Source organism: Mesorhizobium sp. WSM4840 (genome assembly GCF_055811755.1).
On record NZ_JBVVQD010000004.1, the window covers coordinates 17296 to 39725 of the forward strand.

At 63.3% G+C, this 22430-nt stretch carries 25 protein-coding genes; 15 read left to right on the forward strand and 10 right to left on the reverse strand.

From position 1 onward, the window contains the following. Positions 1–57 precede the first annotated feature (57 nt). On the reverse strand, positions 58–990 hold the full coding sequence (locus AC0L3I_RS07685) for an NAD(P)-dependent oxidoreductase (RefSeq protein ID WP_473526524.1): 933 nt from the start codon (positions 988–990) through the stop codon (positions 58–60). A gap of 155 nt (positions 991–1145) precedes the next feature. Between AC0L3I_RS07685 and AC0L3I_RS07690 the strand changes: the two genes are divergently transcribed. Then, entirely contained in the window at positions 1146–2042 is an 897-nt protein-coding gene (locus tag AC0L3I_RS07690; RefSeq protein ID WP_473485161.1) for an NAD-dependent epimerase/dehydratase family protein, read from the forward strand. A gap of 102 nt (positions 2043–2144) precedes the next feature. Then, the gene (locus AC0L3I_RS07695; protein ID WP_473485162.1) at positions 2145–2921 is read left to right on the forward strand and encodes a FadR/GntR family transcriptional regulator; all 777 of its coding nucleotides are present in this window, start codon (positions 2145–2147) and stop codon (positions 2919–2921) included. A 10-nt stretch (positions 2922–2931) separates the two neighbouring features. Here the strand turns inward: AC0L3I_RS07695 and AC0L3I_RS07700 are convergent, their stop codons facing one another. Continuing rightward, entirely contained in the window at positions 2932–3219 is a 288-nt protein-coding gene (locus tag AC0L3I_RS07700) for a DUF3175 domain-containing protein (RefSeq protein WP_473485385.1), read from the reverse strand. 235 nt (positions 3220–3454) lie between these two features. Between AC0L3I_RS07700 and AC0L3I_RS07705 the strand changes: the two genes are divergently transcribed. The 10 genes from AC0L3I_RS07705 (at position 3455) to AC0L3I_RS07750 (ending at position 12733) form a co-directional block, all read left to right on the forward strand. Next, the gene (locus AC0L3I_RS07705; protein WP_473526672.1) at positions 3455–4627 is read left to right on the forward strand and encodes an MFS transporter; all 1173 of its coding nucleotides are present in this window, start codon (positions 3455–3457) and stop codon (positions 4625–4627) included. Positions 4628–4820: 193 nt separating this feature from the next. Next, positions 4821–5144 (forward strand): ArsR/SmtB family transcription factor, encoded by a 324-nt coding sequence (locus AC0L3I_RS07710; protein ID WP_473485163.1) that lies wholly within the window; start codon positions 4821–4823, stop codon positions 5142–5144. Then, on the forward strand, positions 5141–5551 hold the full coding sequence (locus AC0L3I_RS07715) for an SRPBCC family protein (protein ID WP_473485164.1): 411 nt from the start codon (positions 5141–5143) through the stop codon (positions 5549–5551). Before AC0L3I_RS07710 ends, AC0L3I_RS07715 begins: the two co-directional genes overlap by 4 nt. 121 nt (positions 5552–5672) lie before the next feature. After that, entirely contained in the window at positions 5673–5894 is a 222-nt protein-coding gene (locus AC0L3I_RS07720) for a hypothetical protein (RefSeq protein ID WP_027154326.1), read from the forward strand. Between the two features lie 235 nt (positions 5895–6129). Continuing rightward, on the forward strand, positions 6130–7158 hold the full coding sequence (gntR, locus tag AC0L3I_RS07725; protein WP_473485165.1) for an HTH-type transcriptional regulator GntR: 1029 nt from the start codon (positions 6130–6132) through the stop codon (positions 7156–7158). Between the two features lie 298 nt (positions 7159–7456). Next, positions 7457–8581: a sugar ABC transporter substrate-binding protein gene (locus AC0L3I_RS07730; RefSeq protein WP_123152034.1), complete on the forward strand. Its 1125-nt coding sequence runs from the start codon at positions 7457–7459 to the stop codon at positions 8579–8581. 69 nt (positions 8582–8650) lie between these two features. Then, the gene (locus AC0L3I_RS07735; RefSeq protein ID WP_473485166.1) at positions 8651–10219 is read left to right on the forward strand and encodes a sugar ABC transporter ATP-binding protein; all 1569 of its coding nucleotides are present in this window, start codon (positions 8651–8653) and stop codon (positions 10217–10219) included. Further along, positions 10216–11196: an ABC transporter permease gene (locus AC0L3I_RS07740; RefSeq protein WP_352960493.1), complete on the forward strand. Its 981-nt coding sequence runs from the start codon at positions 10216–10218 to the stop codon at positions 11194–11196. Before AC0L3I_RS07735 ends, AC0L3I_RS07740 begins: the two co-directional genes overlap by 4 nt. Continuing rightward, a complete protein-coding gene (locus AC0L3I_RS07745; RefSeq protein WP_095493095.1) occupies positions 11193–12179 on the forward strand; it encodes an ABC transporter permease in 987 nt (328 codons plus the stop codon). Before AC0L3I_RS07740 ends, AC0L3I_RS07745 begins: the two co-directional genes overlap by 4 nt. A gap of 26 nt (positions 12180–12205) precedes the next feature. Then, a complete protein-coding gene (locus tag AC0L3I_RS07750; RefSeq protein ID WP_473485167.1) occupies positions 12206–12733 on the forward strand; it encodes a gluconokinase in 528 nt (175 codons plus the stop codon). Positions 12734–12774: 41 nt separating this feature from the next. Here AC0L3I_RS07750 and AC0L3I_RS07755 read toward each other — a convergent pair whose 3' ends face one another. After that, positions 12775–13224 carry an RrF2 family transcriptional regulator gene (locus tag AC0L3I_RS07755; RefSeq protein ID WP_029351604.1) on the reverse strand — a complete coding sequence of 150 codons (450 nt, stop codon included), beginning with the start codon at positions 13222–13224 and terminating at the stop codon, positions 12775–12777. A gap of 255 nt (positions 13225–13479) precedes the next feature. Next, entirely contained in the window at positions 13480–14466 is a 987-nt protein-coding gene (locus AC0L3I_RS07760) for a sulfate ABC transporter substrate-binding protein (RefSeq protein ID WP_473485168.1), read from the reverse strand. A gap of 275 nt (positions 14467–14741) precedes the next feature. Between AC0L3I_RS07760 and AC0L3I_RS07765 the strand changes: the two genes are divergently transcribed. From AC0L3I_RS07765 to AC0L3I_RS07775, 3 genes are read left to right on the forward strand one after another with little or no spacing between them, the layout of a single operon-like run. Beyond that, a complete protein-coding gene (locus AC0L3I_RS07765; protein WP_473526673.1) occupies positions 14742–14903 on the forward strand; it encodes a hypothetical protein in 162 nt (53 codons plus the stop codon). Then, complete coding sequence (locus AC0L3I_RS07770; protein ID WP_473526674.1) at positions 14831–15058, forward strand: antitoxin; 228 nt, start codon at positions 14831–14833, stop codon at positions 15056–15058. Before AC0L3I_RS07765 ends, AC0L3I_RS07770 begins: the two co-directional genes overlap by 73 nt. After that, positions 15058–15456 (forward strand): PIN domain-containing protein, encoded by a 399-nt coding sequence (locus tag AC0L3I_RS07775; RefSeq protein ID WP_473526525.1) that lies wholly within the window; start codon positions 15058–15060, stop codon positions 15454–15456. Before AC0L3I_RS07770 ends, AC0L3I_RS07775 begins: the two co-directional genes overlap by 1 nt. A gap of 2 nt (positions 15457–15458) precedes the next feature. Here AC0L3I_RS07775 and AC0L3I_RS07780 read toward each other — a convergent pair whose 3' ends face one another. The 6 genes from AC0L3I_RS07780 to pbpC all read right to left on the reverse strand — a co-directional run bounded on the left by AC0L3I_RS07780 (position 15459) and on the right by pbpC (position 22430). Further along, positions 15459–16499: a sulfate/molybdate ABC transporter ATP-binding protein gene (locus tag AC0L3I_RS07780; protein WP_473526526.1), complete on the reverse strand. Its 1041-nt coding sequence runs from the start codon at positions 16497–16499 to the stop codon at positions 15459–15461. A 69-nt stretch (positions 16500–16568) separates the two neighbouring features. Then, entirely contained in the window at positions 16569–17453 is an 885-nt protein-coding gene (gene cysW / locus AC0L3I_RS07785) for a sulfate ABC transporter permease subunit CysW (RefSeq protein WP_095493089.1), read from the reverse strand. After that, a complete protein-coding gene (gene cysT / locus AC0L3I_RS07790; RefSeq protein ID WP_123152024.1) occupies positions 17446–18297 on the reverse strand; it encodes a sulfate ABC transporter permease subunit CysT in 852 nt (283 codons plus the stop codon). Before cysT ends, cysW begins: the two co-directional genes overlap by 8 nt. A gap of 32 nt (positions 18298–18329) precedes the next feature. After that, positions 18330–19358, reverse strand: a complete 1029-nt coding sequence (locus AC0L3I_RS07795) for a sulfate ABC transporter substrate-binding protein (RefSeq protein ID WP_473526527.1) — start codon at positions 19356–19358, stop codon at positions 18330–18332. A 242-nt stretch (positions 19359–19600) separates the two neighbouring features. After that, a complete protein-coding gene (locus tag AC0L3I_RS07800; RefSeq protein ID WP_473526528.1) occupies positions 19601–20257 on the reverse strand; it encodes a M15 family metallopeptidase in 657 nt (218 codons plus the stop codon). Positions 20258–20324: 67 nt separating this feature from the next. Next, positions 20325–22430, reverse strand: a complete 2106-nt coding sequence (pbpC, locus tag AC0L3I_RS07805; protein WP_473526529.1) for a penicillin-binding protein 1C — start codon at positions 22428–22430, stop codon at positions 20325–20327.

Below are 22430 nucleotides of genomic sequence, written 5' to 3' on the forward strand. Positions count from 1 at the left end.
ATCAGGCTTTGGGCTCATGAAAATTCCATGTCGGCTCTGCAGCCTTCATTGCGCGTCTTATCGTCCGCGTGGCGCTGTAGGCGGCGTCAGGTCGACGCCGTTGATCTTGCCGATATGCGTGGCGAGCATCGGCACATATTGATCGGCCGGCCCGGCGGCGAATGCGCCGGCGAAGGCGTTCTTGGTGGCATTACCGAGCGGGTTGGCGATGCCTGCGGCACCCGCCATCGATTCGAGATAAGTGAGATCCTTAAAGGCGTTGGCGATGGTGAATTTGTGCGCATCGCGGTCGCCTTCCAGCGTCCAGCGCATAAAGGTCTGGTAGAAGCCGCAATCCATGCGGCCGTTGCGGATGACGCTGTCGAAGCGCGGCGGCGAGATGCCGACCTTCTGCGCCAGCGCCAGCGCCTCGGAATAGATCGCCGCATAGCCCAGCGAGATGAAATTGTTGAGCAGCTTCATACGGTGGCCGTCGCCGGTGTCGCCGATATGGACGATACGTCCGGCCCAGGTGTCGAGCACCGGCTTCAGCCGGGCAAAGACCGCGTCCGACGCGCCGACCATGGCGTCGAGCGTGCCTTCCCACGCCTCCTTCGGCGTGCGGCTCAGCGGGGCATCGACATAGTCGACGCCGAGCGCCTTGAGTTCGGCGGCAAGCGTTACCGTCGAGGTCGGATCCGAGGTCGAGCAATCGACGATCACCGAACCCTTCTTCAGGCCTTCCTTGAGGCCGCCGGGCCCGCGTATGATAGCTTCGACCTCGCGCGAGCCGGTGACGCAGATGAAGACGATATCAGATGCCACTGCCACGTCGCGCGAGGTCGCGGCTTCCTCCGCACCCCGGCCAAGCAGGTCTTCCGCCGGCGCGCGGTTCTTGCGGCCGAGAAACGTCAGGGAATAGCCCTTATCGACGATGTTCTTCGCGATCCCGTGGCCCATCAAGCCAAGTCCGATGAAGCCGATCTTTTCGCTCGCGGCAGTCGTATTCATGTCGTGTCGTCCTGTGTTGCTGATATCGATGACGGCGCTGCACTTTGGCAGGCGAATTGTTGAAGCCGGTTTTCGCCGCAGGCGGTTGGCAGGCGATTGCGGAATGCCATATTGTCTGACAATACACATGTATTCCAGGGAATGTGGAGAGCAAAATGACGAAGCGGATCATGTTCACCGGCGGCAGCGGCAAGGCTGGGCGTCATGTCGTGCAGTATCTGGTCGAGCAGGGCTGTCAGGTGCTCAACATCGACACCAAGCCGCTCGACAATCCCAAGGTGCGCACGCTGGTCACCGACATCACCGACAGCGGGCAGGTGTTCAATGCACTGTCGAGCTATATGGGCCTGCATGAATTCGACCCGTCGTTGCGGGCGCAGCCGGTCGATGCCGTGGTGCACTTCGCGGCGATCCCGCGCATCATGATCACGCCCGACAACGAGGTGTTCCGCATCAACGCGCTCGGCACCTACAATGTCATCGAGGCGGCGGTGAAGCTCGGCATCCGCAAGGTGGTGATCGCTTCCAGCGAGACGACCTATGGGCTGGTCTTCGCCAACGAGCCGCGCGACCCGACACATTTCCCGCTCGACGAGGAGTACGATGTCGATCCGATGGATAGCTACGCGCTGTCGAAGATCGTCAACGAGAAGACGGCGCGCGCCTTCGCGCTGCGCAGCGGCATCGACATCTACGCTTTGCGCATCGGCAACGTCATCGAGCCGCATGAATATTCGCTGTTTCCGAAATGGTTCGCCGATCCGGGTTTCCGCAAGCGGATCGCCTGGAGTTATGTCGACGCGCGCGACCTCGGCCAGATCACGTTGCGCGCCATCGAAAAGGACGGGCTCGGCTATCAGGTGTTCAATGCCGCCAATGACGACACCTCGTCCGACCTGCCGACGGCCGAATTGCTGAAGCGGTTTTATCCCGGTGTGCCGGTCAAGGGCGAACTTGGTGAATACGAAACGCTGCTCTCCAACCGCAAGGCGCGGGATATGCTCGGATTCCGCCCGGAACACAGCTGGCGGAAATACGTCAAGACGACATGACGAGGTCGATGCATCCGGGCTGATCTGTGCACAGAAGCAGGCATTGCAGCCCGAGGCTTTCCCCGTGCTTGACAGCTTTCGGAATCCGGACTTTGTGAACGCATGCGGGACGGCAAGCCGAATAAGAGAAAAACACCGGCCAAGGCGGCGTCCGCCGAGCGCCCGGCAGTCGTGCGTCGCGCCGACGCGGCGCGTATGCCTGGGTCGAGCGTGCATGCGTCGCTGGCCAACGAAATCGGTCTCAGGATCGTGCGCGGCGACTATCCGCCGGGAACCATCCTGCCCAACGAAGCCAAATGGTCCGAGACCTTCGACGTCAGCCGCTCGGCGGTGCGCGAAGCGATCAAGATGCTGATGGCCAAGAGCCTGCTGGCCTCGCGCCCGAAGATCGGCAGCTGGGTCGAGCCGAAAGAGCGCTGGAACCTGCTCGATCGCGATGTGCTCGCCTGGTACGCGACATCGCCCGACCGCGAGGTGTTCCTGAAAACGGTGCAGGAGTTCCGCCACATCATCGAGCCGGAAGCGACCGCCTTTGCCGCCATGCGGCGCACAGACGAGCAGATGGCCGAGATCAGCCAGGCCTGCCGGGAGATGGGGGAGGCGACGACGCTGCAGGAGCGCACGCGCGCCGATACGCGTTTTCATCTGGCCATCCTGCGTGCATCCGGCAACGATCTTCTGGTGCCGCTCGGCGTGCTGATCGAATCGGCGTTCGATCATCTGTTCGCCTATACGACGCGGGAACTGGACGATTTGCAGCACGCGCAGAAGCTGCACGAAGCGATCGAAAAGAACATCCGCCTGCAGCGGCCGGATGCGGCGCGCAACGCGGTACGCAAGCTCCTGGCCAACACCGACGGCGTCATCAAGTCGAGGTAAAGTCGATCCTCTAATCTTGTTTCGGGCGCCCGAACGCGGCGCGCAGCTCGTCCTTGGCGTCCTCCAGCACTCTCTTCTGCTCGGCCGGCAGGTTTTTGCCGGCACGGTTGATGTAGAAATTCAGCATTGACATGGCGGACTGGAACGGCTCGGCCTTGCGCCGCTCGCTGTGTTCGGCCGATCGCTTCAGCGAGGCTGCGATCTTCTTGGGATCGTGGGATTCGAAGATATGTTCCTCGAGGTCCAGCGCGTCGCTGTGCTCGGTGACCTCGGCCGACCATTTCCTTTTCGCGGTCATGACAAACTCCTTCCATTGGTGCGTTGATAAAACTCCGGGACGGCAGCCACTGTTCCACCGCAGCTCGAATCCCTGGAGCCACGGATTTGCCTGTCGTGGCGCTGCACGGCGCCGCCAATGCACCGATAGTGGTGTCGAACCGGTCGATTTTGCAGAATCGCGGACAGGAAACGCCTTGACCACAACCGTCTCCAGCCAGGCAAGCAGCCGCGGCATCGACAGCGCCTATGCCTGGATGCGGCTCGGCATTTCCGTGCTGCTGGCGACGATCGGCGGCGTCGGCATGTGGGCGGTGGTCGTGGTGCTGCCCGCCGTGCAGGCGGAATTCGGCGTCGATCGCGCCGCCGCGTCGATGCCCTATACCGCGACCATGGTCGGTTTCGCCGCCGGCAATGTGCTGGTCGGCCGCGCCATCGACCGCATGGGCTACTGGATCCCGGCGCTCATTGCCTCGGTGGCGCTCGGTACCGGTTTCCTGCTGGCGTCGCTGACCACTTCGATCCTGCAGTTCACTCTTGTCCAGGGACTTTTGATCGGCGTCGGCACCTCGGCGATTTTCGGGCCGCTGATCGCCGACATCTCGCACTGGTTCAACCGCCGCCGCGGCGTCGCGGTGACGGCTGCCGCCGCCGGCAACTATCTCGCCGGGGCGATCTGGCCGTTGGCGATGCCCTTTGTCATGCAGGCCGAAGGCTGGCGTTTCACCTATGCCGGGATCGGCGTCGTCTGCCTCGCGACCATGGTGCCGCTGATCCTGCTGCTCAGGCGCGGCGCACCACTTGCCGCCGCTCCCGGTTCTCCCGGCAGCCGGCCCGTCCAGCCGATCTCACTGTCACCGGCAGCCCTGCAGGTGCTGCTCGTCGTCGCCGGCCTTGGCTGCTGCGTGGCGATGTCGATGCCGCAGGTCCATATCGTCGCCTATTGCATGGACCTCGGCTACGGCGTGGCGCGTGGCGCCGACATGCTGTCGATCATGCTGGCGGCGGGCGTCGTCAGCCGGCTGGCGTCCGGCTTCCTTGCCGATCGCATCGGCGGCGTGAAAACCCTGTTGATCGGCTCGGTGCTGCAAGCCCTGTCGCTGTTGTTCTACATCCGCTTCGACGGGCTAGCGTCGCTTTACGTCGTCTCGCTGGTCTTCGGCCTGTCGCAGGGTGGCATCGTGCCTTGCTATGCCATCATCGTGCGCGAATACATGCCCGCCAAGGAGGCCGGCCAGCGCGTCGGCATGGTCATGATGGCAACCATCTTCGGCATGGCGATCGGTGGCTGGATGTCGGGCTGGATCTACGATCTGACCGGCTCCTACGCCGCCGCGTTCCTCAACGGCATCGCCTGGAACCTGCTGAACATAGCGGCCATGGTGCTGTTGCTGTGGAAAGCGCGGCGCAGCGCCGCGGCGATGGCCTGAGCACTGACCCTTTGAATTTCGGCTCACGACCCCGAGCGGAAATTCGCTGACTAGTCGATGACAGTCCGCAATCGGTGGTAGCAAGACATGGGCGGTGGCTCCTGAGACGCGGATTCCGGTCCACGTTCCTGCTTGACTTACACATATCTCGGTGGTTATTGGTTTATAAATAGCCAGCGAGTTATCGATCACGATGCCACAGCCCCACGAGATCCTCTTTAAAACGCTTGCCGATCCGACGCGACGGGCCATCTTCGAGCGGCTGTGTCGCGACGGAGACCAGACCGTCGCGGCCCTGACCGCTCGGGCCGGCGTCTCGCAACCGGCCGTGTCAAAGCATCTTGGGGTGCTGAAGCAGGCCGGGTTGGTGCGCGACCGTCATGAAGGCCGCAACACGCATTATAGCGCGGAGCTCGGCGCCTTGGCGCCGCTGATAGACTGGACGAACCAAATGGCTGGGTTCTGGCGAAGCCGGTTCGACAACCTCGAAGATTTGCTCAAAAGGATGGACCAATGACCAATACTGAGACCAAAACGCGCGCCGTCGTCGTCGAACGGGAGGTCGCTTTTCCGCCGGAAAAGATCTGGCGCGCGCTCACGCAATCACACCTGATCGAGGAGTGGCTGATGAAGAACGATTTCAAGCCAGACGAGGGGCACCGTTTCAATCTTAGCGCGGACTGGGGCGCGGTCGACTGTCAGGTCCAGGCAGTCGAGCCCAACAAGACGCTGTCTTACACGTGGGATACCAAGGATCTCAAAAGTGTCGTCACGTGGACGCTCACCCCTACGAGCACGGGGACCCATCTGCGCATGGAGCAGTTGGGCTTCCGGCCGGATCAGCAGCAGTACTACCAGGGTGCCCAATACGGATGGCAGCGGTTCCTAGCGAACCTGGAGCAGGTCCTGGCGCGGATAGAGTAAGGCGTGCCGGCGCCAACGGGCATGGCCAACGAGACGTCATCAAATCAAACAAGCTTGCAAAGAAGGCTGGCGCCAAGCGGGTCACCCGATCCGCTTCAGCTCGTCTTCAGAGGAGGTGCTCATGAACTGGAACACGTGGATTCGGCAATTCCACCGCTGGCTGTCGATCATTTTTACGGCGGTCGTCGCTGCCATCTTCATCACCTTGGGCGTAGGTGTCGAGCCCGCCTACTGGGTGTACCTCATGCCGCTGATCCCGCTCGGCTTGCTCATGCTCAGCGGTCTCTACTTGTTCGCGTTGCCCTATGCCACGAGGTGGCGCAGCGGACGACGCACGGCGTAGAAGCCTGAGCACGGTGGACGACAAGACGCCCGCGAACCCACCCACAGCCGAAATTCCAACTGTGGCGCTACCCGAGTTCGGGTAGCTGTCCTGGCCGGTTCGCTTGACAATGGGGTAAGGCTGCGCGACGCCAGACGGGTGCGGCAAGTCGGGTTGGCATGGCGACAGTGGCAAAGACGCTGAACAGCATTTCGCGGCCGCGCTTCGGCGAAGGCGCCGCGTTCGGGACAAGGCTATGACCAAACCGCGCTCGCGCCGCGGCGGCGGCCGTCCGACGATTGCCGATGTCGCGCGTATGGCCGGCGTCGGCGCCATCACGGTTTCCCGCGCCTTGCGCGAGCCGGGGCGTGTTTCGGAGGATCTGCGCCGCCAGATCCAGGCGGCCGTCGATGAACTCGGCTATCTGCCCGACCCGAATGCGCGAGCATTGGCTTCGGCGCGCGCCGAGGTCTTTGGCGTGCTGGTGCCGTCGCTCACCAACAGCGTCTTTGCCGAAGTGCTGCGCGGCATCTATGACAGCCTGTCCGACAGTTCCTACCGCATCCAGCTCGGCAATACCCATTATTCCGGCCTCGAGGAGGAACGGCTGCTGCAGGTGTTCGGCCCGCAGCGCCCGGCGGCGCTGATCGTGGCGGGCATCGACCAGACGCCAACGTCGCGAAGACTGCTCGAGACGGCCGGCTGTCCGGTGGTGCAGGTCATGGAGACCGGGCCCGATCCGGTCGACATGATGGTCGGCTTCTCGCATTTCGACGGCGGCAAGGCGGCGACGGAGCACATGATCGAAACGGGCTATCGCCGCATCGGCTTCATCGGCGCGCGCATGGACCCACGCTCGCAGCGTCGACTGGCCGGCTATCGCGCGGCGATGGAGGCGGCCGGTCTGTTCGACGCGCGGCTGATCACCACCACGCCGGTGCCGTCCAGCGTGACGCTCGGGCGCGAACTGTTTCGTGACGCGCTGGCCAAGGTGCCGACGCTGGACGGAGTTTTCTGCAACAATGACGACATTGCGCTCGGCGTACTGTTTGAGTGCCACCGCGCCTCGATCGCCGTGCCGAAGACGATCGGCATCACAGGCTTCAACGATCTCGACATGATGGAAGTGGCTTTTCCATCCATCACCAGCGTCCGGACGCCTCGCTACGAGATCGGCCGGCTGTCGGTCGCGATGGCGCTCGCGGCGATTGCAGGCAAGCGGCCGCAAGAGCCGGTCGTCGACCTCGGCTTCGAGCTCAGGTGCCGCGAGAGCACTGCCCGCTGAAAGCACTTCCAGGCATCGCGAAATGACGCTTTACACGGCGTCATGGGTAGCGCTACCATCTGCTTTTGGGAGGAAGCACGCGGCAAAGACCGAAGTCTGTTTATTATATATAAGCGACAGCTCATGCTTGTTTATTATGTATAATATGATAGTTTTTACTTCGGTTAGCCGAGCGACAAGGGAGGAGATCGGGTCGGCATTCGGCCGCCTGAAAGGCGCGAGGGGCAAGGCGGAGGTGCCGGGCCGGACGCGCGACATGCGTAAGAGCAATCAAAAACTGCAACTGGGAGGAATATCGATGTTCAAGTCACTTGTTGGTGGCATCGTTGCCGCCACTGCATTCGTCATGCTGAGCTCGTCGGCGCTCGCCGAAGCCGAAATCGTCAAAGGCCCGTCCGCCGAGCCGGACTGCTTCGCGCCGTGGGCGGCCGACACGCAGTTCTTCAAGTTCCCCAAGAAGGAAGGCCCGTACCGCATCGCGCTCGCCAATGGCTACATCGCCAACACCTGGCGCATCCAGATGGTGCAGACGGCGAAGGCCTATGCGGCGCAGCCGGAGGTCGCGGCGAAACTGAAGGAATTCAAGGTCGTGTCGACCGGCGAAGATGTGCCGGCGCAGATTTCGGCGATCAACAACTTCATCGATTCCGGTTATGACGCGATCGTCGTCAACGCGCAGAATCCGACAGCGTTCGGACCGGTCATCAAGCGCGCCAAGGAAGCCGGCGTCGTGCTGGTCGCCTTCGACAACATTCTCGACACCAAGGACGCCATCAACGTCAATGTCGACCAGAAAGGCCTTGGCGAGTTGTGGGCCAACTGGCTGGTCAAGCATGTGCCCAATGGTGGCAAGATCCTTGAGGTGCGCGGCGTTGCCGGCACGTCGGTCGACACCGACCGCCATAACGGCATCCACGAGGTTTTCAACGCTTCCGGCAAGAAGTGGGAGGTCACCGAAGTCATCGGCAAATGGGACGATGGCGTGGCGCAAAAGGCTACGGCCGACGCGATCGCCACCAACGGTCCCTTCGACGGCATCACCGGGCAGGGCGGCGACACCGGCATCGTTCAGGCGATGATCGATGCCAAGCATCCGTTCGTGCCGTTCGGCGGCGAAACGGAGAATGGCTTTCGCAAATTCTGCGCGAAGTTTGCCGCAGAGGGGCTGAAATGCTCGTCGGCCGGAACCGGCCCGGCCCAGGTAGCGGTCGCCATCAAGACGGCGATTGCCGCGCTCGAAGGCCAGGTCGTCCCGCAAGCGGTGAAGCTGCCGCTGGCGATCGTCGAGGATCCGAACTTCAAGGAAGGCGAGGACTATTTCCCCGACCAATCCGACAATTTCTTCGTCGGCAACTCCTTCCCGACCTGCGGCATCAACTTCACCGCGCAGGAAATCATGGGCCAGAGCAAGGAAAACCAGTAGACTGTCGCTCGGCGTCGCGGGATATCCCGCGGCGCCGGTCCTAACGAACAAGCGCCTTGGGAGGGGCCGATGGACGGTGCGGTTCCGCTCTTCCGCATGGAGGGCATATCCAAGCGCTATGGCGGTGTGCGGGCGCTGGAAAAGGCCGAGCTTTCGGTTACACCAGGCAGCATTCACGCCATTCTCGGCGAAAACGGCGCCGGCAAATCGACGCTGATCAAGGTCATGGCCGGCGTCGTCGCGCCTGACGAGGGCCGCATGATGCTGGACGGAAGCGAAGTGACCTTCGCGTCGCCGGCCGCGGCCAACCAGGCCGGCATCGTCTGCATCTTCCAGGAACTGTCGCTCGTCCCCGAACTCAGCGTCGCCGACAACATCGTCATTTCCGATCCCCCCAGGCGTTTCGGCATGATCGACCGCAAGGCGCAGCGCCGCATAGCAGAAGAGGCCCTCGCTCGCGCCGGCGCTGCCGACATCCATCCGCTGGCGCTGGTCAAGGATCTTCCTCTTTCAAGAAGGCAGATGGTCGAGATCGCCAAGGCGCTGGCACGCAAGCCGCGCATCCTGATCCTCGACGAGGCGACCTCGGCGCTCACCGCGGCCGACGTCGCGAAGATTTTCGGCGTCTTGAAGCGGCTGCGCTCGGAAGGGCTGGCGCTGCTCTACATCTCGCATCGGATGAACGAGATCGCCGAGCTAGCCGACCAGTGCACGGTGTTCCGCAACGGCCGCAACGTCGCCAGCTACGCGGCAGGCACGAAGAGCGACAATGAAGTCGTCGAGCTGATGATCGGCCGCGAATACAGCCATATTTTCCCAACGAAGCCGGTGCGCGCGCCGGCTATCACCGCTCCGGTACTGGAGGCGCGAAAACTGTCCTGGACCGACAGGCTGGACAATATCTCGCTCACGGTCGACGCAGGCGAGGTCGTCGGCCTCGGCGGCCTCGATGGCCAGGGCCAACGTGAATTGCTGCTGGCCTTCTTCGGCGTGCTGCGCGGCCTCAGCGGCCAGATATTGATCGACGGCAAGCCGATGGCGATCGCCAGCCCGGCCAAGGCGCGGGATGACCGGGTCGGCATGGCGCTGATCCCGGAGGATCGCAAGACGGAAGGTCTGATGCTGCCTATGACGGTGCGCGAAAACCTCTCCTTCGCCGCGCTCGACCGGCTGTCCAGGGCCGGCATCATCGACCGTGCCGCCGAGCAGCGGCTGATCGACGACATGGTGGGTCTGCTGGCGATCAAGACGGCAGGCCTCGACATTCCGGTCGGCGCACTGTCCGGCGGCAACCAGCAGAAGGTCGTCATCGCCAAATGGCTGATGCGGCAGCCGCGCATCATCCTGCTCAACGACCCGACGCGGGGCATCGATGTGGGCACCAAGCAGGAACTGTATCAGCTGATGCGCAAGCTTGCCGACCAAGGCGCGGCGATCCTGTTTTACTCGACCGACTATGACGAACTGATCGGCTGCTGCGACCGGGTGCTGGTGCTCTATGACGGGGCAGTCAAGCGCGAACTGGTCGGCGCCGAGATCACCGAGCGGGCGCTGATTGCCAGTGCGCTCAACATCCATGGCGAAGAGATGCCTGTTAGAGGCATGGCGAAGACGCCAGCCCGAGGAGCGGACGCGTGAAGGATTGGCGCTATTGGCTTGCCGAACAACGCGGAACGCTGCTGGCGTTCGGCATCTTCATCGTGATGTTTACGATCTACACCTCGAACCATCCGGCCGGCTTTACCGCCAATGTCGTTCAGACGGCTTCGAACAAGGGCGTGCTGCTTGCCTTCGTCGCCATGGCGCAGACGCTGGTGGTGATCACCGCCGGCATCGACCTTTCCGTCGGCATGATCTTCCTGCTGACCAACTGCCTGGCCTCATGGCTGGTCATCGGCACCGGCATCGAGACCGCGCTCGGCGTCGTCGCGGTGCTCGGCACCGGGCTGCTGTGCGGGGCGATCAACGGCGCCATCGTCATCTACGGACGGCTGCAGCCGATCGTCACAACGATCGCCACCGGCGCGGTCTATTTCGGCATTGCGCTGCTTTTGAGACCCTTCCCGGGCGGCTCGGTCAACGAGGATCTCGCCGACGCGATGACCGGGCGGCTGTTCGGCGTGGTGCCGGCGAGCCTGGTGGTGCTGCTGGCCGTCGTGCTCGTCGTCTGGGTGCCGTTCAGCCGGTCGGTGCTCGGCCGCGCGGCCTATGCTGCGGGATCGTCGGAGATGGCGGCCTACATGTCCGGCGTGCCGATCCGCCGCGGCAAGTTTGCCGCCTATGCGCTGGCCGGCCTGCTGGCCGCGATCGGCGGGCTGTTCCTGACCTTCTTCACCTATACGGGCGAGGCGGCCTATGCCAGTGGCAATGCCTATACGCTGTTCTCGATCGCCGCCGTGGTGCTTGGCGGCGTCTCACTGTTCGGCGGCAAGGGCAGCGCCATCGGCGCGATTTTCGGGGCGCTCGCCTTCCGCACCATCGGCGACCTGCTCTTCGTTTTCGATTTCGATCCGCTCTGGCAGCCGCTGTTCCAGGGCGTCATCCTGCTGATCGCGGTCAGCCTCGGCGCCTTCGCCCTGTTCAGGGTCCGCAACCGGCTGGAGTGGTTCCTGTGAGCGAAACGACCGTTGGTGGCATCGCTGGCCGCATGCCGAAATTCATCCGCCGCGCCGACCCCGCGGTGCTGACCGCCTTTGCCTGCATCGTGCTGCTGCTGTTTGTGGGCAGCCTCTATTCGCGCAGCTTCCTGTCGCCGGAATATCTGCTGCAGCAGCTCAAGGTGGCCTCGTTTCTCGGCGTCATCGCCACCGGCATGATGCTGGTCATCCTGCTCGGCCAGATCGACCTGTCGGTGCCGTGGTCGGTGGCGGCGGGCGCGATGATGGCCTGTGCGGCGGCCGCCTACGGCCCGGTTGGCGTGGCGCTGGCGATCCCGTTCGGCATTTTCTGCGGTGTCGCGATCGGCATCGTCAACGGCATCGGCGTCGCTTACCTGCGCATTCCCTCGATGATCATCACGCTCGCCACCAATGCCGTCGCGCAAGGGCTGATGGTGGTCTATACGGGCGGTTTCTCGCCGCAGGATTCGGCAACCCCGGCGATGCGCTATCTGGCGACCGGCTTTGCCATTCCGGGCGTGCCCAACGCGGTCGTCATCTGGGCGCTGATCGGTGCTGCGATGGTTTTCGTGCTGACCCGCACCGGCTTCGGCCGCACGGTCTACGGCATCGGCAACCGCGAGCGCGCCGCCTACCTCTCCGGCATCGACACGCGGCGCGTGGTGCTGATCGCCTTCGCCGTGTCCGGCGGGCTCTCCGCCTTCGGCGGCGTGCTTCTGGCCGGCTATGCCTCCAAGGCGGCGCAGTCGATGGGCGACGCCTATCTCCTGCCGTCGATCGCAGCGGTCGTGCTTGGCGGCACCTCGATCCTCGGCGGCCGCGGCTCCTATCTCGGCACGGTCGCTGGCGTCATCCTGATCACGCTTTTGCAATCCATTCTTTCGGTCATGCAGATGCCGGAGGCGGGCCGGCAGATCATCTACGGCGTCGTCATCGTCGCCATGCTCCTGCTTTACGGCCGCGCGCCGGCCAGCCGCTGACCCGCATCGTGGACGAAAAGGCACAAATGCAGAGGGATGCCGTCCGGTCCGCACCGGCCGTCGTGGTGATGGGCGTCGCCGGTTGTGGCAAGTCGGCCGTCGGCGAAGCGCTGGCCGCAGCGTTGGGTGCCATCTTCGTCGAGGGCGACCGGCTGCATCCGCCGGAAAACGTCGCGCGTATGGCAAGAGGCGAGCCGCTGACCGACGCATTGCGCGAAGGCTGGCTCGACGCGATCGGCCGGCGCATTGCGGGATCGATCGGCGAAGGGCAAGGCGTGGTCGCCGCCTGTTCGGCGCTGAAGCGCAGCTACCGCGAACGTCTGCGCGGTTTTTGCCAAGACATCGTTTTCCTCTATCTGGAAATCGATCCCGCGACCGCAAAGCAGCGTGTCGGCTCCCGCCAGGGCCATTTCATGCCGGCAAGCCTGGTCGACAGCCAGTTCGCCACGCTCGAAGCGCCGGCAGCCGACGAGAACGCATTGACGCTCGATGCGACGCGCCCGGTCGCCGACATCGTCGGCGATGTCTTGAGCCTGTTTGAGGCGAATTCATGAGCCGGCTTCGCCGGCGCGGATCCCGCTTTAGCGGCGGCTGATCAGATCTGCGACGTCAGTTCGACTGGAAAATCGTCATTGTCGGCGTCGCGCATCGCGGCGAGGCTGCGATTGTCCAGCACCTCGGCGATCGCCTGGCGCACCTCCAGCATCATGTTCCGGACCTGGCATGTCGCTTCGTCGCAATCCTCGCAGCGCTGATATTGGGTGCGGCTGGCGCAAGGGATTGGCGCCAGCGGCCCGTCGAGGACACGCACGACATGGCCGATCTTGATCTCGGAGGCCGGCCGGGCGAGGCGATAGCCGCCTTCCTTGCCCTTGCGGCTCTGGACGAAGCCGGCATTGCGCAATTCGCCCAGAATGGCATCCAGGAATTTCTTCGGGATGTTGTTGGCGACGGCAATGTCGTTGACGAATGCGAGCTGGCCGACCGGCAAGCCTGACAGATGCACGAGGGCCTTGAGGCCGTATTTGCCTTTTTTGGTAAGCATGCCCGATTCAGTTCATGAAAACCCCAACCGCCCCGCATCTGGCGGTTGTTTGTGTGTAAATCATGACGTTTTGGTCGCGCGATGCAGTTTCGCGAAAACAAGCCGTCTGATGGAACGGTAGGCACAAACACGTTGATTCTTCGTGACGTTTTGGATGGTCCGCCCCGAAAATGCGCGAAATCACCTTTCCGGACCGCGAAAACGAAGAAAGCCGACAAAAGCCGGCTTTCTTGTCGCGTTCGATGATCGCTCGCGTTAGCGGCTGCCATAGGTCTGGTCGAGCAGTCCGCCGGCTGCGAAATGCTCGACCTTGACCTTGGCCCAGCCGCCGAAGACGTCCTCCACCGTCAGCAGGCGGACATCGGGAAACTCGGCCTTGTATTTGGCGGCGACCGCCGCGTCGCGAGTCCGCAGGCCGTTGCGGGCGGCGATGTCCTGCCCCTGCGGCGTGTAGAGGAAGTCGAGATAGGTCTTGGCGAGGTCACGCGTGCCATGCTCGTCGGCGACCGTATCGACGATCGCCACCGGAAACTCCGCCAGCAGGCTGACCGAGGGTGTCACCTGCTCGAACTTGTCATCGCCATACTCCCTGCGGACGCCGCGCGTTTCCGACTCGAAGGTGATCAGCACGTCGCCGATCTCGCGCTGCACGAAGGTGGTGGTCGCGGCGCGCCCGCCGCTGTCGAAGATCGGAACGTTGTTGAACAGCTTGGTGACGAATTCCTTCACCTTGGCGTCGTCATCCTTGAAGGCCTCCTTGGCGTAGGCGGTGGCCGCCAGATAGGTGTAGCGCGCATTGCCGGATGTTTTCGGGTTGGGGAAGATCACCTGGACGTCGTCGCGCACGAGATCGTTCCAATCCTTGATGTTTTTCGGATTGCCGGCGCGCACCAAAAAGGACGGCAGCGAATAGAAAGGCGAGGCGTTGTCGGGGAAGTCCTTCTGCCAGTCGGCGGAGATAAGACCCTTCGAGACCAGGAAGTCGATGTCGATGACCTGGTTGAAGGTGACGACATCGGCGCCGAGGCCCTCGGCAATGGCGCGCGCTTGCGCCGACGTCCCGGCATGCGACTGATCGATGGCCACGCCGGGGTGCTCTGATATGAAGGCCTTGTTGACCTGCGCAAACAATTCGCGGCCTACATCATAGGACGCATTCAGCAGTCTGTCGGCCGACCAGGCTTGGGAGGATGCCAGGAACAGGCCGGCCAATGTGGCGACGCCAAGCAAAAATCGCTTCATGAAAACAGGTCTCCAATGCAACGCTTGTTGCCCAACCATAGCGGCAAGGCATGATGGGCGACGAGACACATAGAACGGCTTCGCCACGTCATCGCTAGAAAAATGTTCCCATTCCGGGCATTCGTTAGGATTTTCTTTCAAGCAGAGTCTTTCGAGATACCTGGCCAGCCGCGCTGATCTCGTCCGCATGCACGATGCTTTCCCGGCCGGCCTAAGTGTTGGCAGACGATGCGTTGGCAGGAGGATTGCGTCACGGCGCAATCTGGCATATACAAGTGGTATATACAAAGGAGCCGTCGCCATGCCGCAGCGCCGCCATTCAACAACGCCACCGAAAAAGGCAACGCCACCGAAAGAGGCGAAGCTGTTTCGCAACAATCGCAGCCAAGCGGTGCGCATTCCTGTTGAGTTCGAGCTCCCCGGCGAAAAGGTCTTGATCAGCCGTGAAGGCGACCGCTTGGTCATCGAGCCGGTCCGCAAACCTGGCCTCTCGGGGCTGCTTGCGCAATGGGCGAAAGAGCCGCCGCTCGGTCCCGAGGAAGACTTCCCCAAAATCGACGATATGCCTGTCAAATCCGAGGAATTTTTTTAATGCGGTTCATGCTAGACACGAACATTGTCAGCGACATGATCCGAAACCCGGCAGGCAGAGCCGCCAGCGCCATCCTGCGCGTGGGAGAGGACGCCGTTTGTACGAGCATAGTGGTCGCCTCGGAACTGCGATATGGCTGCGTCAGGAAGGGATCGGCCAGGCTGCTCAAGAGGGTCGACGAATTGCTGGCTGAGATTCCTGTCTTGCCGCTCGATGTGCCGGTGGATGCCGAGTACGGCGCGATTCGCGCCGAGCTTGAAAGCATGGGCCAGACCATTGGCCAAAACGACCTTTTTATTGCTGCCCACGCCTACGCACTAGGCACTACCCTGGTGACGGCCAACACGGGAGAGTTCAATCGGATCAAGCGCCTGAAGGTCGAGAACTGGTTGGCATAGGATCAAGCAGTCGGAAAAAGCTTCCAGCGCCGCGGCCTGAACGCCACCCGGCTTTTCTGCGCCGCCGGATGGTCGACGGGCAGCTCGATCTCGACCCGTTGGCGCTCGCCGCCGATTTCGAGCTCCACGCGTCTGGTGCCGGCGACGCGGCGGCTGGCGGCGACCGTGCCGGCGATGCAGCCATTGCATTCCTCCACCAGTTCGACATCGTGCGGACGGAAGAACAGCGTCGCTTCGCCTTGCCGTGCATGCGGCGCGGACAGCCCGATCGGGCGGTCGGCTATCCAGACCTGACCGTCCTCGACCTTGACGGGAAGCGCGCTCGATTCACCGATGAAGCCGTAGACGAACGGCGAGTTCGGCGTGTCGTAGATTTCATCTGCGGTGCCGACCTGCTCGATGCTGCCCTGGCTCATCACCACGACGCGGTCGGCAAGCTCGAGCGCCTCTTCCTGGTCATGGGTGACGAAGACCGTGGTGTGGCCGGTGGCGTCGTGGATTTCGCGCAGCCAGCGGCGCAACTCGCGGCGGACCTGGGCATCGAGCGCGCCGAACGGCTCGTCGAGCAAAAGCACGGCCGGTTCGATCGCCATGGCGCGGGCAAGCGCCACACGCTGGCGCTGGCCGCCCGAAAGCTGCGCCGGATAGCGCTTCTCCAAGCCGGAAAGCTGGACAAGGTCGAGAAGCTCGGAGGCACGGCGGCGGATTTCCTGCGCCGACGGCCGCGACGGCCCGTGCCGAACTTTTAAGCCGAAGCCGATATTGTCGGCCACCGTCATATGGCGAAACAGGGCATAATGCTGGAAAACGAAGCCGACATTGCGCTCCTGGATCGACTTTTGCGACGCATCCTCCTCACCGAAGAAGATCCTTCCTTTCGTCGGCCGCTCCAGCCCGGCTATCAGCCTGAGCAGCGTCGTCTTGCCGGAGCCGGAAGGCCCGAGCAGCGCGATCAGCTCGCCGGACTTGATGTCGAGCGAAACGTCGTGGAGGGCCGGAAACCGTTCAAACTCCTTGCGCACGTTGGCAACGCGAACTTCCATCAACCGTCCCTTTTTTGTCGATGCATGTCGTTGTCCCAAAAACCGGTTACCACTTTTGGGCGACATGCATTAGTGTCCGCGCGTCGCGGCGATCTCGGCGCCGTAGCGCATTTCGAGAAGTGTTTTCAAGACCAGCGTGACGAGCGCCAGGCCCGCCAGCAGCGAGGCAACGGCAAAGGCGGCGGCGGCATTATACTCGTTATAGAGGATTTCGACATGCAACGGCATGGTGTTGGTCAGCCCGCGTATGTGGCCCGACACGACGGAGACCGCGCCGAACTCGCCCATGGCGCGGGCATTGCACAACAGAACGCCGTAGAGCAGCCCCCATTTGACGTTGGGCAGCGTCACGTACCAGAACGCTTGCCAACCATTGGCCCCGAGCGACAGCGCCGCCTCCTCGTCGCCATTGCCCTGTTCCTGCATCAGGGGGATCAGTTCGCGGGCGACGAAGGGGAAGGTGACGAAGATGGTGGCCAGCACGATGCCCGGCACGGCAAAGAGGATGACGATGCCATGCGCCTTCAGCCAGGCGCCGAGCAGACCCTGTGCGCCGAACAACAGCACATAGACCAGCCCGGAAATGACCGGCGAGACCGAAAACGGCAGGTCGATGAGCGTGGTTAGGAAGGCCTTGCCCTTGAACTCGAACTTGGCGATCGCCCAGGCAGCGGAGATGCCGAAGACGATGTTGAGCGGCACCGAGATCGCCGCCACCAGCAGCGTCAGGTGGATCGCCGAGCGCGTGTCGAGATTGGTCAGCGCCTCCGTATAAGCACTGAGGCCCTTTGCGAAGGCTTCGTTGAAGACGACGATCAGCGGCAACAGCAGGAAAATGCCGAGGAAGGCAAAGCTCACGATCATCAGCACGGCTTTCGCCGGGCGGCTTTCGGTCACTGCCGCCGATAGGCTTTCGTGGTGCGGTGCGTAGGATTTGATCTCCGGATCAGCCATAGCGCTTGCGGCTCCACGTCTGCACCAGATTGATGACCAGAAGCATCACGAACGACAAAGCGAGCATGATCGCCGCGATCGCGGTCGCCGCCGCATAATTGTATTCCTCCAGCCGGATGACGATCAAAAGCGGCGCGATCTCGGATTTGTAGGGCAGATTGCCGGCGATGAAGATGACGGAGCCATACTCGCCGACGCCGCGCGCGAAAGCCAGCGCAAAACCGGTGACGATGGCCGGCGCCAGCCCCGGAAGCAGAACCCGGGCGATGGTCTGGAAGCGATTGGCGCCGAGCGTGGCAGCCACTTCCTCCACCTCCTTGTCGATCTCCTCCATAATCGGCTGGACGGTGCGCACGACGAAGGGCAGGCCGATGAAGATCAGCGCGATGACGATGCCGAGCGGCGTGTAGGCGACCTTGATGCCGAGCGGCGCCAGCAGGCTGCCGAGCCAGCCATTCGGCGCGTAGAGCGTGGTCAGTGCGATGCCGGCAACCGCCGTCGGCAGCGCGAAGGGCAGGTCGACCATGGCATCGACGATTCGGCGGCCAGGAAAGCTGTAGCGCACCAGCACCCAGGCGACGATCGTGCCGAAGACGACATTGACCGCGGCGGCAAAGAAGGCGGTGCCGAAGCTGATTTCAAGCGCATTGATGGTGCGGCGGTCGGTGGCGATCGCCCAGAAATCGGCCCAGCCAAGCGCGGCCGATCGCCAGATCAGCCCCGACAGGGGAATGAGGATGATGAGCGTGAGGTAGGCAAGCGAGAAGCCGAGCGTCAATCCGAAACCCGGAATGACGCTCGGCTGTCTGAACCGCCACCCCGCCTTGGCGGGTGCTGTGGTCATGTCGTCCTGATCTAGAATCTAGCTTACTGGGTCTACTGGGCCGGCTTGTAGATCTGGTCGAATATACCACCGTCGCCGAAATGGTAAGGCTGTGCTTTCTTCCAACCGCCAAAAAGCGGATCGTCGATGGTAATCAGCTTGATCTCAGGCAGTTTGGCGAGGTCCTCCGCCGGTACCAAATCGGGCTTCGACGGGCGATAGTGGTTCTTGGCGATCAGCGTCTGGCCTTCCTTGGAGTAGAGATAGCCTAGATAGGCTTCAGCGACTTTTCGCGTGCCCTTGGCATCGACATTAGCGTCGACCACGGCGACCGGCGGCTCGGCCAGGATCGAGGTCGGCGGGTAGACGATATCGAAATTGTCGGCACCGAATTCGTCGAGCGCCAGATAGGCCTCGTTTTCCCAGGCCAGCAACACGTCGCCCAGGCCTTTTTGCGCGAAAGTCACGGTCGCACCGCGCGCACCGGTGTCGAGCACCGGAACATGGGCGTACAGGTTGCCGACGAATTCCTTGGTCTTGGCCTCGTCACCGCCATCCTTGGCGTTGGCGTAGGCCCAGGCGGCGAGATAGTTCCAGCGCGCGCCGCCCGAGGTCTTGGGGTTCGGCGTGATCACCTGGACGTCGTCCTTGACCAGATCGCCCCAGTCCTGGATGCCCTTCGGGTTGCCTTTGCGGACGAGGAAGATGATGGTCGAGGTGTAAGGCGCCGAGTTGTTCTCGAACTTGGTCCGCCAGTCGGGATTGATCGTCTTCGATTTCTCCACGATGGCGTTGATGTCGCCTTCGAGCGCCAGTGTCACCACGTCGGCTTCGAGGCCGTCGATCACGGCGCGGGCCTGCGCGCCCGACCCGCCGTGCGACTGCTGGACGGTTACCGTCTCACCGGTCTCGGCCTTCCAGTGGGCGGCGAAGGCCTCGTCGAATTGCTTGTACAGCTCACGCGTCGGGTCATAGGACACGTTGAGGATGGTGGTATCGGCAAACGCGAAACCGAGCGTGCCGAACTGGACAGATGTGGCAACCAGTGCGCCGAGCAGTTTCCTGAAACGAGGATTGGTCATTTCCGCCTCCGTTGAGATCACCTCAATCTACTGAATTGGTAGAAATTAGATGCAATCAATGTTGCTTTTTTTGGCCTTGTGAAGCAATTTTTCGCCGACCTTTGGCCTCATGAGGAAATTCTTTCCTCGCAACGCTGCGGTGCGGATTCGGGCTCATGAAGCGATCTATCTAGAGACATGTCGCGTCTCGACAATGGCTGGATGTGGTGCGAGCGCGAATTGCCCTTCGCAGCGGCCAGCGTTTAGTCGGCGGTCACGGGAAAATCGAAGCGCTGCTTTGGAAATGGCTCGTTTTCCAGCGTGAAGTGCCACCATTCGCGCGCATAATTCCTGAAGCCGCCGGCGCGCATGGCCTCGACAAGCCTCTTGCGATTTGCGGTTGCTTCCCCGGCGAGCGGACGGTGCGCCGTTTCGCTCATCGGGTCGAAACAGTCGAAGCCGGTGCCGAAATCGAGCGTATCGGCATTGGGCGCGCCGCAGGCCTGTTTTGGAGCGGTGTTGCGGTCGGCTCGCGCGATGGCGACATCGACGGTCGAGCCGCGCGAATGCGTCGACAGTTCGCCGACATAGCCTTTGGCGATGAGGTCCTTGCGCTTGACCGTCGGATACCATTGCGGGTCGGGTGGTCCGCCTTCCCCAGTCCATTCGCCCATGTCGGAGACGGCGCGCGCCGGGCGGTAGCAGTCGAACACGACCAGCGTCAGCCCCTCGGCGGCAATCGCTTTCTGGACTCCGGAAAGCGCTTCCGCCGCTCGCCCGGTGAGGATGCATACCGGCGCGTCGTAGCCGGCTGCCTTGCGGTGCAGGAAATTATCTGTGCGGGCGTAGCGGATGTCCTGCCGGATGGTGCGATCGATGTCGGCCAGCCGAACGAAGCCGGCGGGGAGGTCTGCGGACAAGACAGGGGCGGTACCGGCAGCCGACAGCAGGGCGCAAAACGCAATGCGCTGAATCGCTTGGCGCATTCTATTCAACGAACACTTTCACGCTGGCCGCGCGCCCGGCCGCGTCGATCACGGTCAGGGTTGAATAGCCGGCGCCGTCCGGCTGCCAGGTCGCCGTGCGCCGCCGGTCGATGCCGACCAGCGGCTTGCCATTGGCCAGCCAGCGGAACGGGGCGCGGCCGCCTTGCAGCTTCAACACAAGCGGCGTGGCGTCGGCGGCAGTGGTGCCGAGATCGACGCGGGCGCCGTCGGGCGGAAAAATGATCGTCGGCGCGGGCTCGGTCGACGTCGCCTGGACCAACCCGTCGGCGCCAGAACCGAAGCGCGCCAATGTCACCGGCAGTTCGTCGCGCCTGGGTCTGACGACGCCGGCCGGCTGGCTTGGCAGCGGCACGGCAGCCAGGCCGGAGCGGACAAAGCCCTCGAACAGGATCGGTGCGGCCGAGACATAGCCGGACAGGCCAGGCACCGCGCCGGCATCAGGACGGCCGACCCAGACGCCCAGCACGTAGCGCCCGTCGAAGCCGACCGACCAGGCATCACGGTAGCCGTAGGAGGTGCCAGTCTTGTAGGCGATGCCGCGCCGGGCGGCACCCTCGGGCGGCTTGACGCCCGACAATATGTCGGTGATCTGCCAGTTCGCCTGATTGTCGAGGATGGAAGCGGTGGAGCGTTCGGCATTCGCCGGCTCGGTGCCGTCATGCAGCGTGTGCGCCTTGCCGCCATTGGCAAGCCCGGCATAGAGCTGGACGAGGTCGCGCAGCGTCACGCCGACGCCGCCAAGGCCGATGGCGAGACCCGGCGCCTTGTTGATGGGCAATATCGGCGCGACGCCGACTTGGCGGAAGCGCGCGAGCAGCCGCGCCGGCCCGACCGCGTCGAGCACACTGATCGCCGGCACGTTGAGCGACAGTTGCAGCGCCTGCCGAATGCTGACGTCGCCCTGGTAGTCCATGTCGAAATTCTTCGGCCGGTAGCCGGAAAAATCGGTCGGCCTGTCGTCGATCAGTGTTTCCTGCGCGACCAATCCCTGTTCGAAGGCGAGCCCGTAGATGAACGGTTTCAGCGTCGAACCGGGCGAGCGGACGATCCTGGTCATGTCGATCCAGCCGGAGCGGCTGGCGTCGAAATAGTTGGCAGAGCCGACTTCGCCGAGGATCTCACCGGTGCGGGCGTCGGCCAGCACCATGGCGACGGAGAGGCGGGGGCCAAGCCTGATTGCGGCATCCCTGGCCACCTGTTCCAGCCCTTCCTGGACGCTCTTGCGGATCGTCAGTCGCAGCTTCTGGCCAGGAACGGCCCTGGGCAGCATCGCATTGGAGGCATGGGCGGCGAGCGCCGGCAACGTGCGGCGGATGGCGGAAACGTCGTCGAGCGCGGCGCGTGCGGCCTCGCGCTCGCCGAGCAGGCCTGACGAAACCATCCGCATCAGCACCCGGTCGCGGGCGGCGTGGGCGATTGAAAGGTTGCGGTCGGGCCGGCGCTTTTCCGGCAATTGCGGCAATGCGACGAGCAGGGCCGCCTCCGAGACCGTCAGCCGCTTCGGCTCCTTGCCGAAATAGGCGAGCGAGGCGGCGCGCACACCTTCGAGATTGCCGCCATAGGGGGCCAGCGTCAAATAGCGTTCGAGGATCTCGCGCTTGGTGAGCCGCCGCTCGACCTGTAGGGCGCGCAGCATCTGCTTGACCTTCGAGCCAAGGCTGCGGCTGTCGCGCGGTTCGGTCAGCCTGGCGAGTTGCATCGACAGTGTCGAGCCGCCGGAGACGATACGGCCATTGGCCACGAACTGGCCGGCGGCGCGGGCCAGCGCCAGCACGTCGACGCCTTGATGGCCCCAGAAGCGCTTGTCCTCATAAGTGACCAGCATGTCGACGAACTGCCTGTCGACCTGATCGAGGCGGGTCGAGAGCCGCCAATAGCCGTCCGGCGTGGCGAAGGCCCGCAACAGCTGGCCGTCGCGGTCCTGCACTTCGGTCGACACCGTGAGTTCGGCCGGCAGCGGCGGCGGAAAGGCGCGGTCGAGCTGCCAAAGGGTGGCGGCGGACAGGACGAGGAAGCCGGCGAGGGAGGCGGCGGCGATGGCTGCTCGGCGCAGGAATTTTTTGGAGAGCACGGCGCTGCCCCTCAT

Coding starts and splice junctions, on each gene's coding strand:
- cysT (WP_123152024.1), bottom strand. CDS start 18,297: ATGACCACAGCACCCGCCAAGGCGGGGTGGCGGTTCAGACAGCCGAGC.
- AC0L3I_RS07720 (WP_027154326.1), top strand. CDS start 5,673: ATGAACTGGAACACGTGGATTCGGCAATTCCACCGCTGGCTGTCGATC.
- AC0L3I_RS07780 (WP_473526526.1), bottom strand. CDS start 16,499: ATGGAAGTTCGCGTTGCCAACGTGCGCAAGGAGTTTGAACGGTTTCCG.
- cysW (WP_095493089.1), bottom strand. CDS start 17,453: ATGGCTGATCCGGAGATCAAATCCTACGCACCGCACCACGAAAGCCTA.
- AC0L3I_RS07775 (WP_473526525.1), top strand. CDS start 15,058: ATGCGGTTCATGCTAGACACGAACATTGTCAGCGACATGATCCGAAAC.
- AC0L3I_RS07685 (WP_473526524.1), bottom strand. CDS start 990: ATGAATACGACTGCCGCGAGCGAAAAGATCGGCTTCATCGGACTTGGC.
- AC0L3I_RS07760 (WP_473485168.1), bottom strand. CDS start 14,466: ATGAAGCGATTTTTGCTTGGCGTCGCCACATTGGCCGGCCTGTTCCTG.
- AC0L3I_RS07690 (WP_473485161.1), top strand. CDS start 1,146: ATGACGAAGCGGATCATGTTCACCGGCGGCAGCGGCAAGGCTGGGCGT.
- AC0L3I_RS07750 (WP_473485167.1), top strand. CDS start 12,206: ATGCAGAGGGATGCCGTCCGGTCCGCACCGGCCGTCGTGGTGATGGGC.
- AC0L3I_RS07705 (WP_473526672.1), top strand. CDS start 3,455: ATGCGGCTCGGCATTTCCGTGCTGCTGGCGACGATCGGCGGCGTCGGC.
- AC0L3I_RS07715 (WP_473485164.1), top strand. CDS start 5,141: ATGACCAATACTGAGACCAAAACGCGCGCCGTCGTCGTCGAACGGGAG.
- AC0L3I_RS07710 (WP_473485163.1), top strand. CDS start 4,821: ATGCCACAGCCCCACGAGATCCTCTTTAAAACGCTTGCCGATCCGACG.
- gntR (WP_473485165.1), top strand. CDS start 6,130: ATGACCAAACCGCGCTCGCGCCGCGGCGGCGGCCGTCCGACGATTGCC.
- AC0L3I_RS07755 (WP_029351604.1), bottom strand. CDS start 13,224: ATGCTTACCAAAAAAGGCAAATACGGCCTCAAGGCCCTCGTGCATCTG.
- AC0L3I_RS07700 (WP_473485385.1), bottom strand. CDS start 3,219: ATGACCGCGAAAAGGAAATGGTCGGCCGAGGTCACCGAGCACAGCGAC.
- AC0L3I_RS07730 (WP_123152034.1), top strand. CDS start 7,457: ATGTTCAAGTCACTTGTTGGTGGCATCGTTGCCGCCACTGCATTCGTC.
- AC0L3I_RS07795 (WP_473526527.1), bottom strand. CDS start 19,358: ATGACCAATCCTCGTTTCAGGAAACTGCTCGGCGCACTGGTTGCCACA.
- AC0L3I_RS07735 (WP_473485166.1), top strand. CDS start 8,651: ATGGACGGTGCGGTTCCGCTCTTCCGCATGGAGGGCATATCCAAGCGC.
- AC0L3I_RS07695 (WP_473485162.1), top strand. CDS start 2,145: ATGCGGGACGGCAAGCCGAATAAGAGAAAAACACCGGCCAAGGCGGCG.
- pbpC (WP_473526529.1), bottom strand. CDS start 22,430: ATGAGGGGCAGCGCCGTGCTCTCCAAAAAATTCCTGCGCCGAGCAGCC.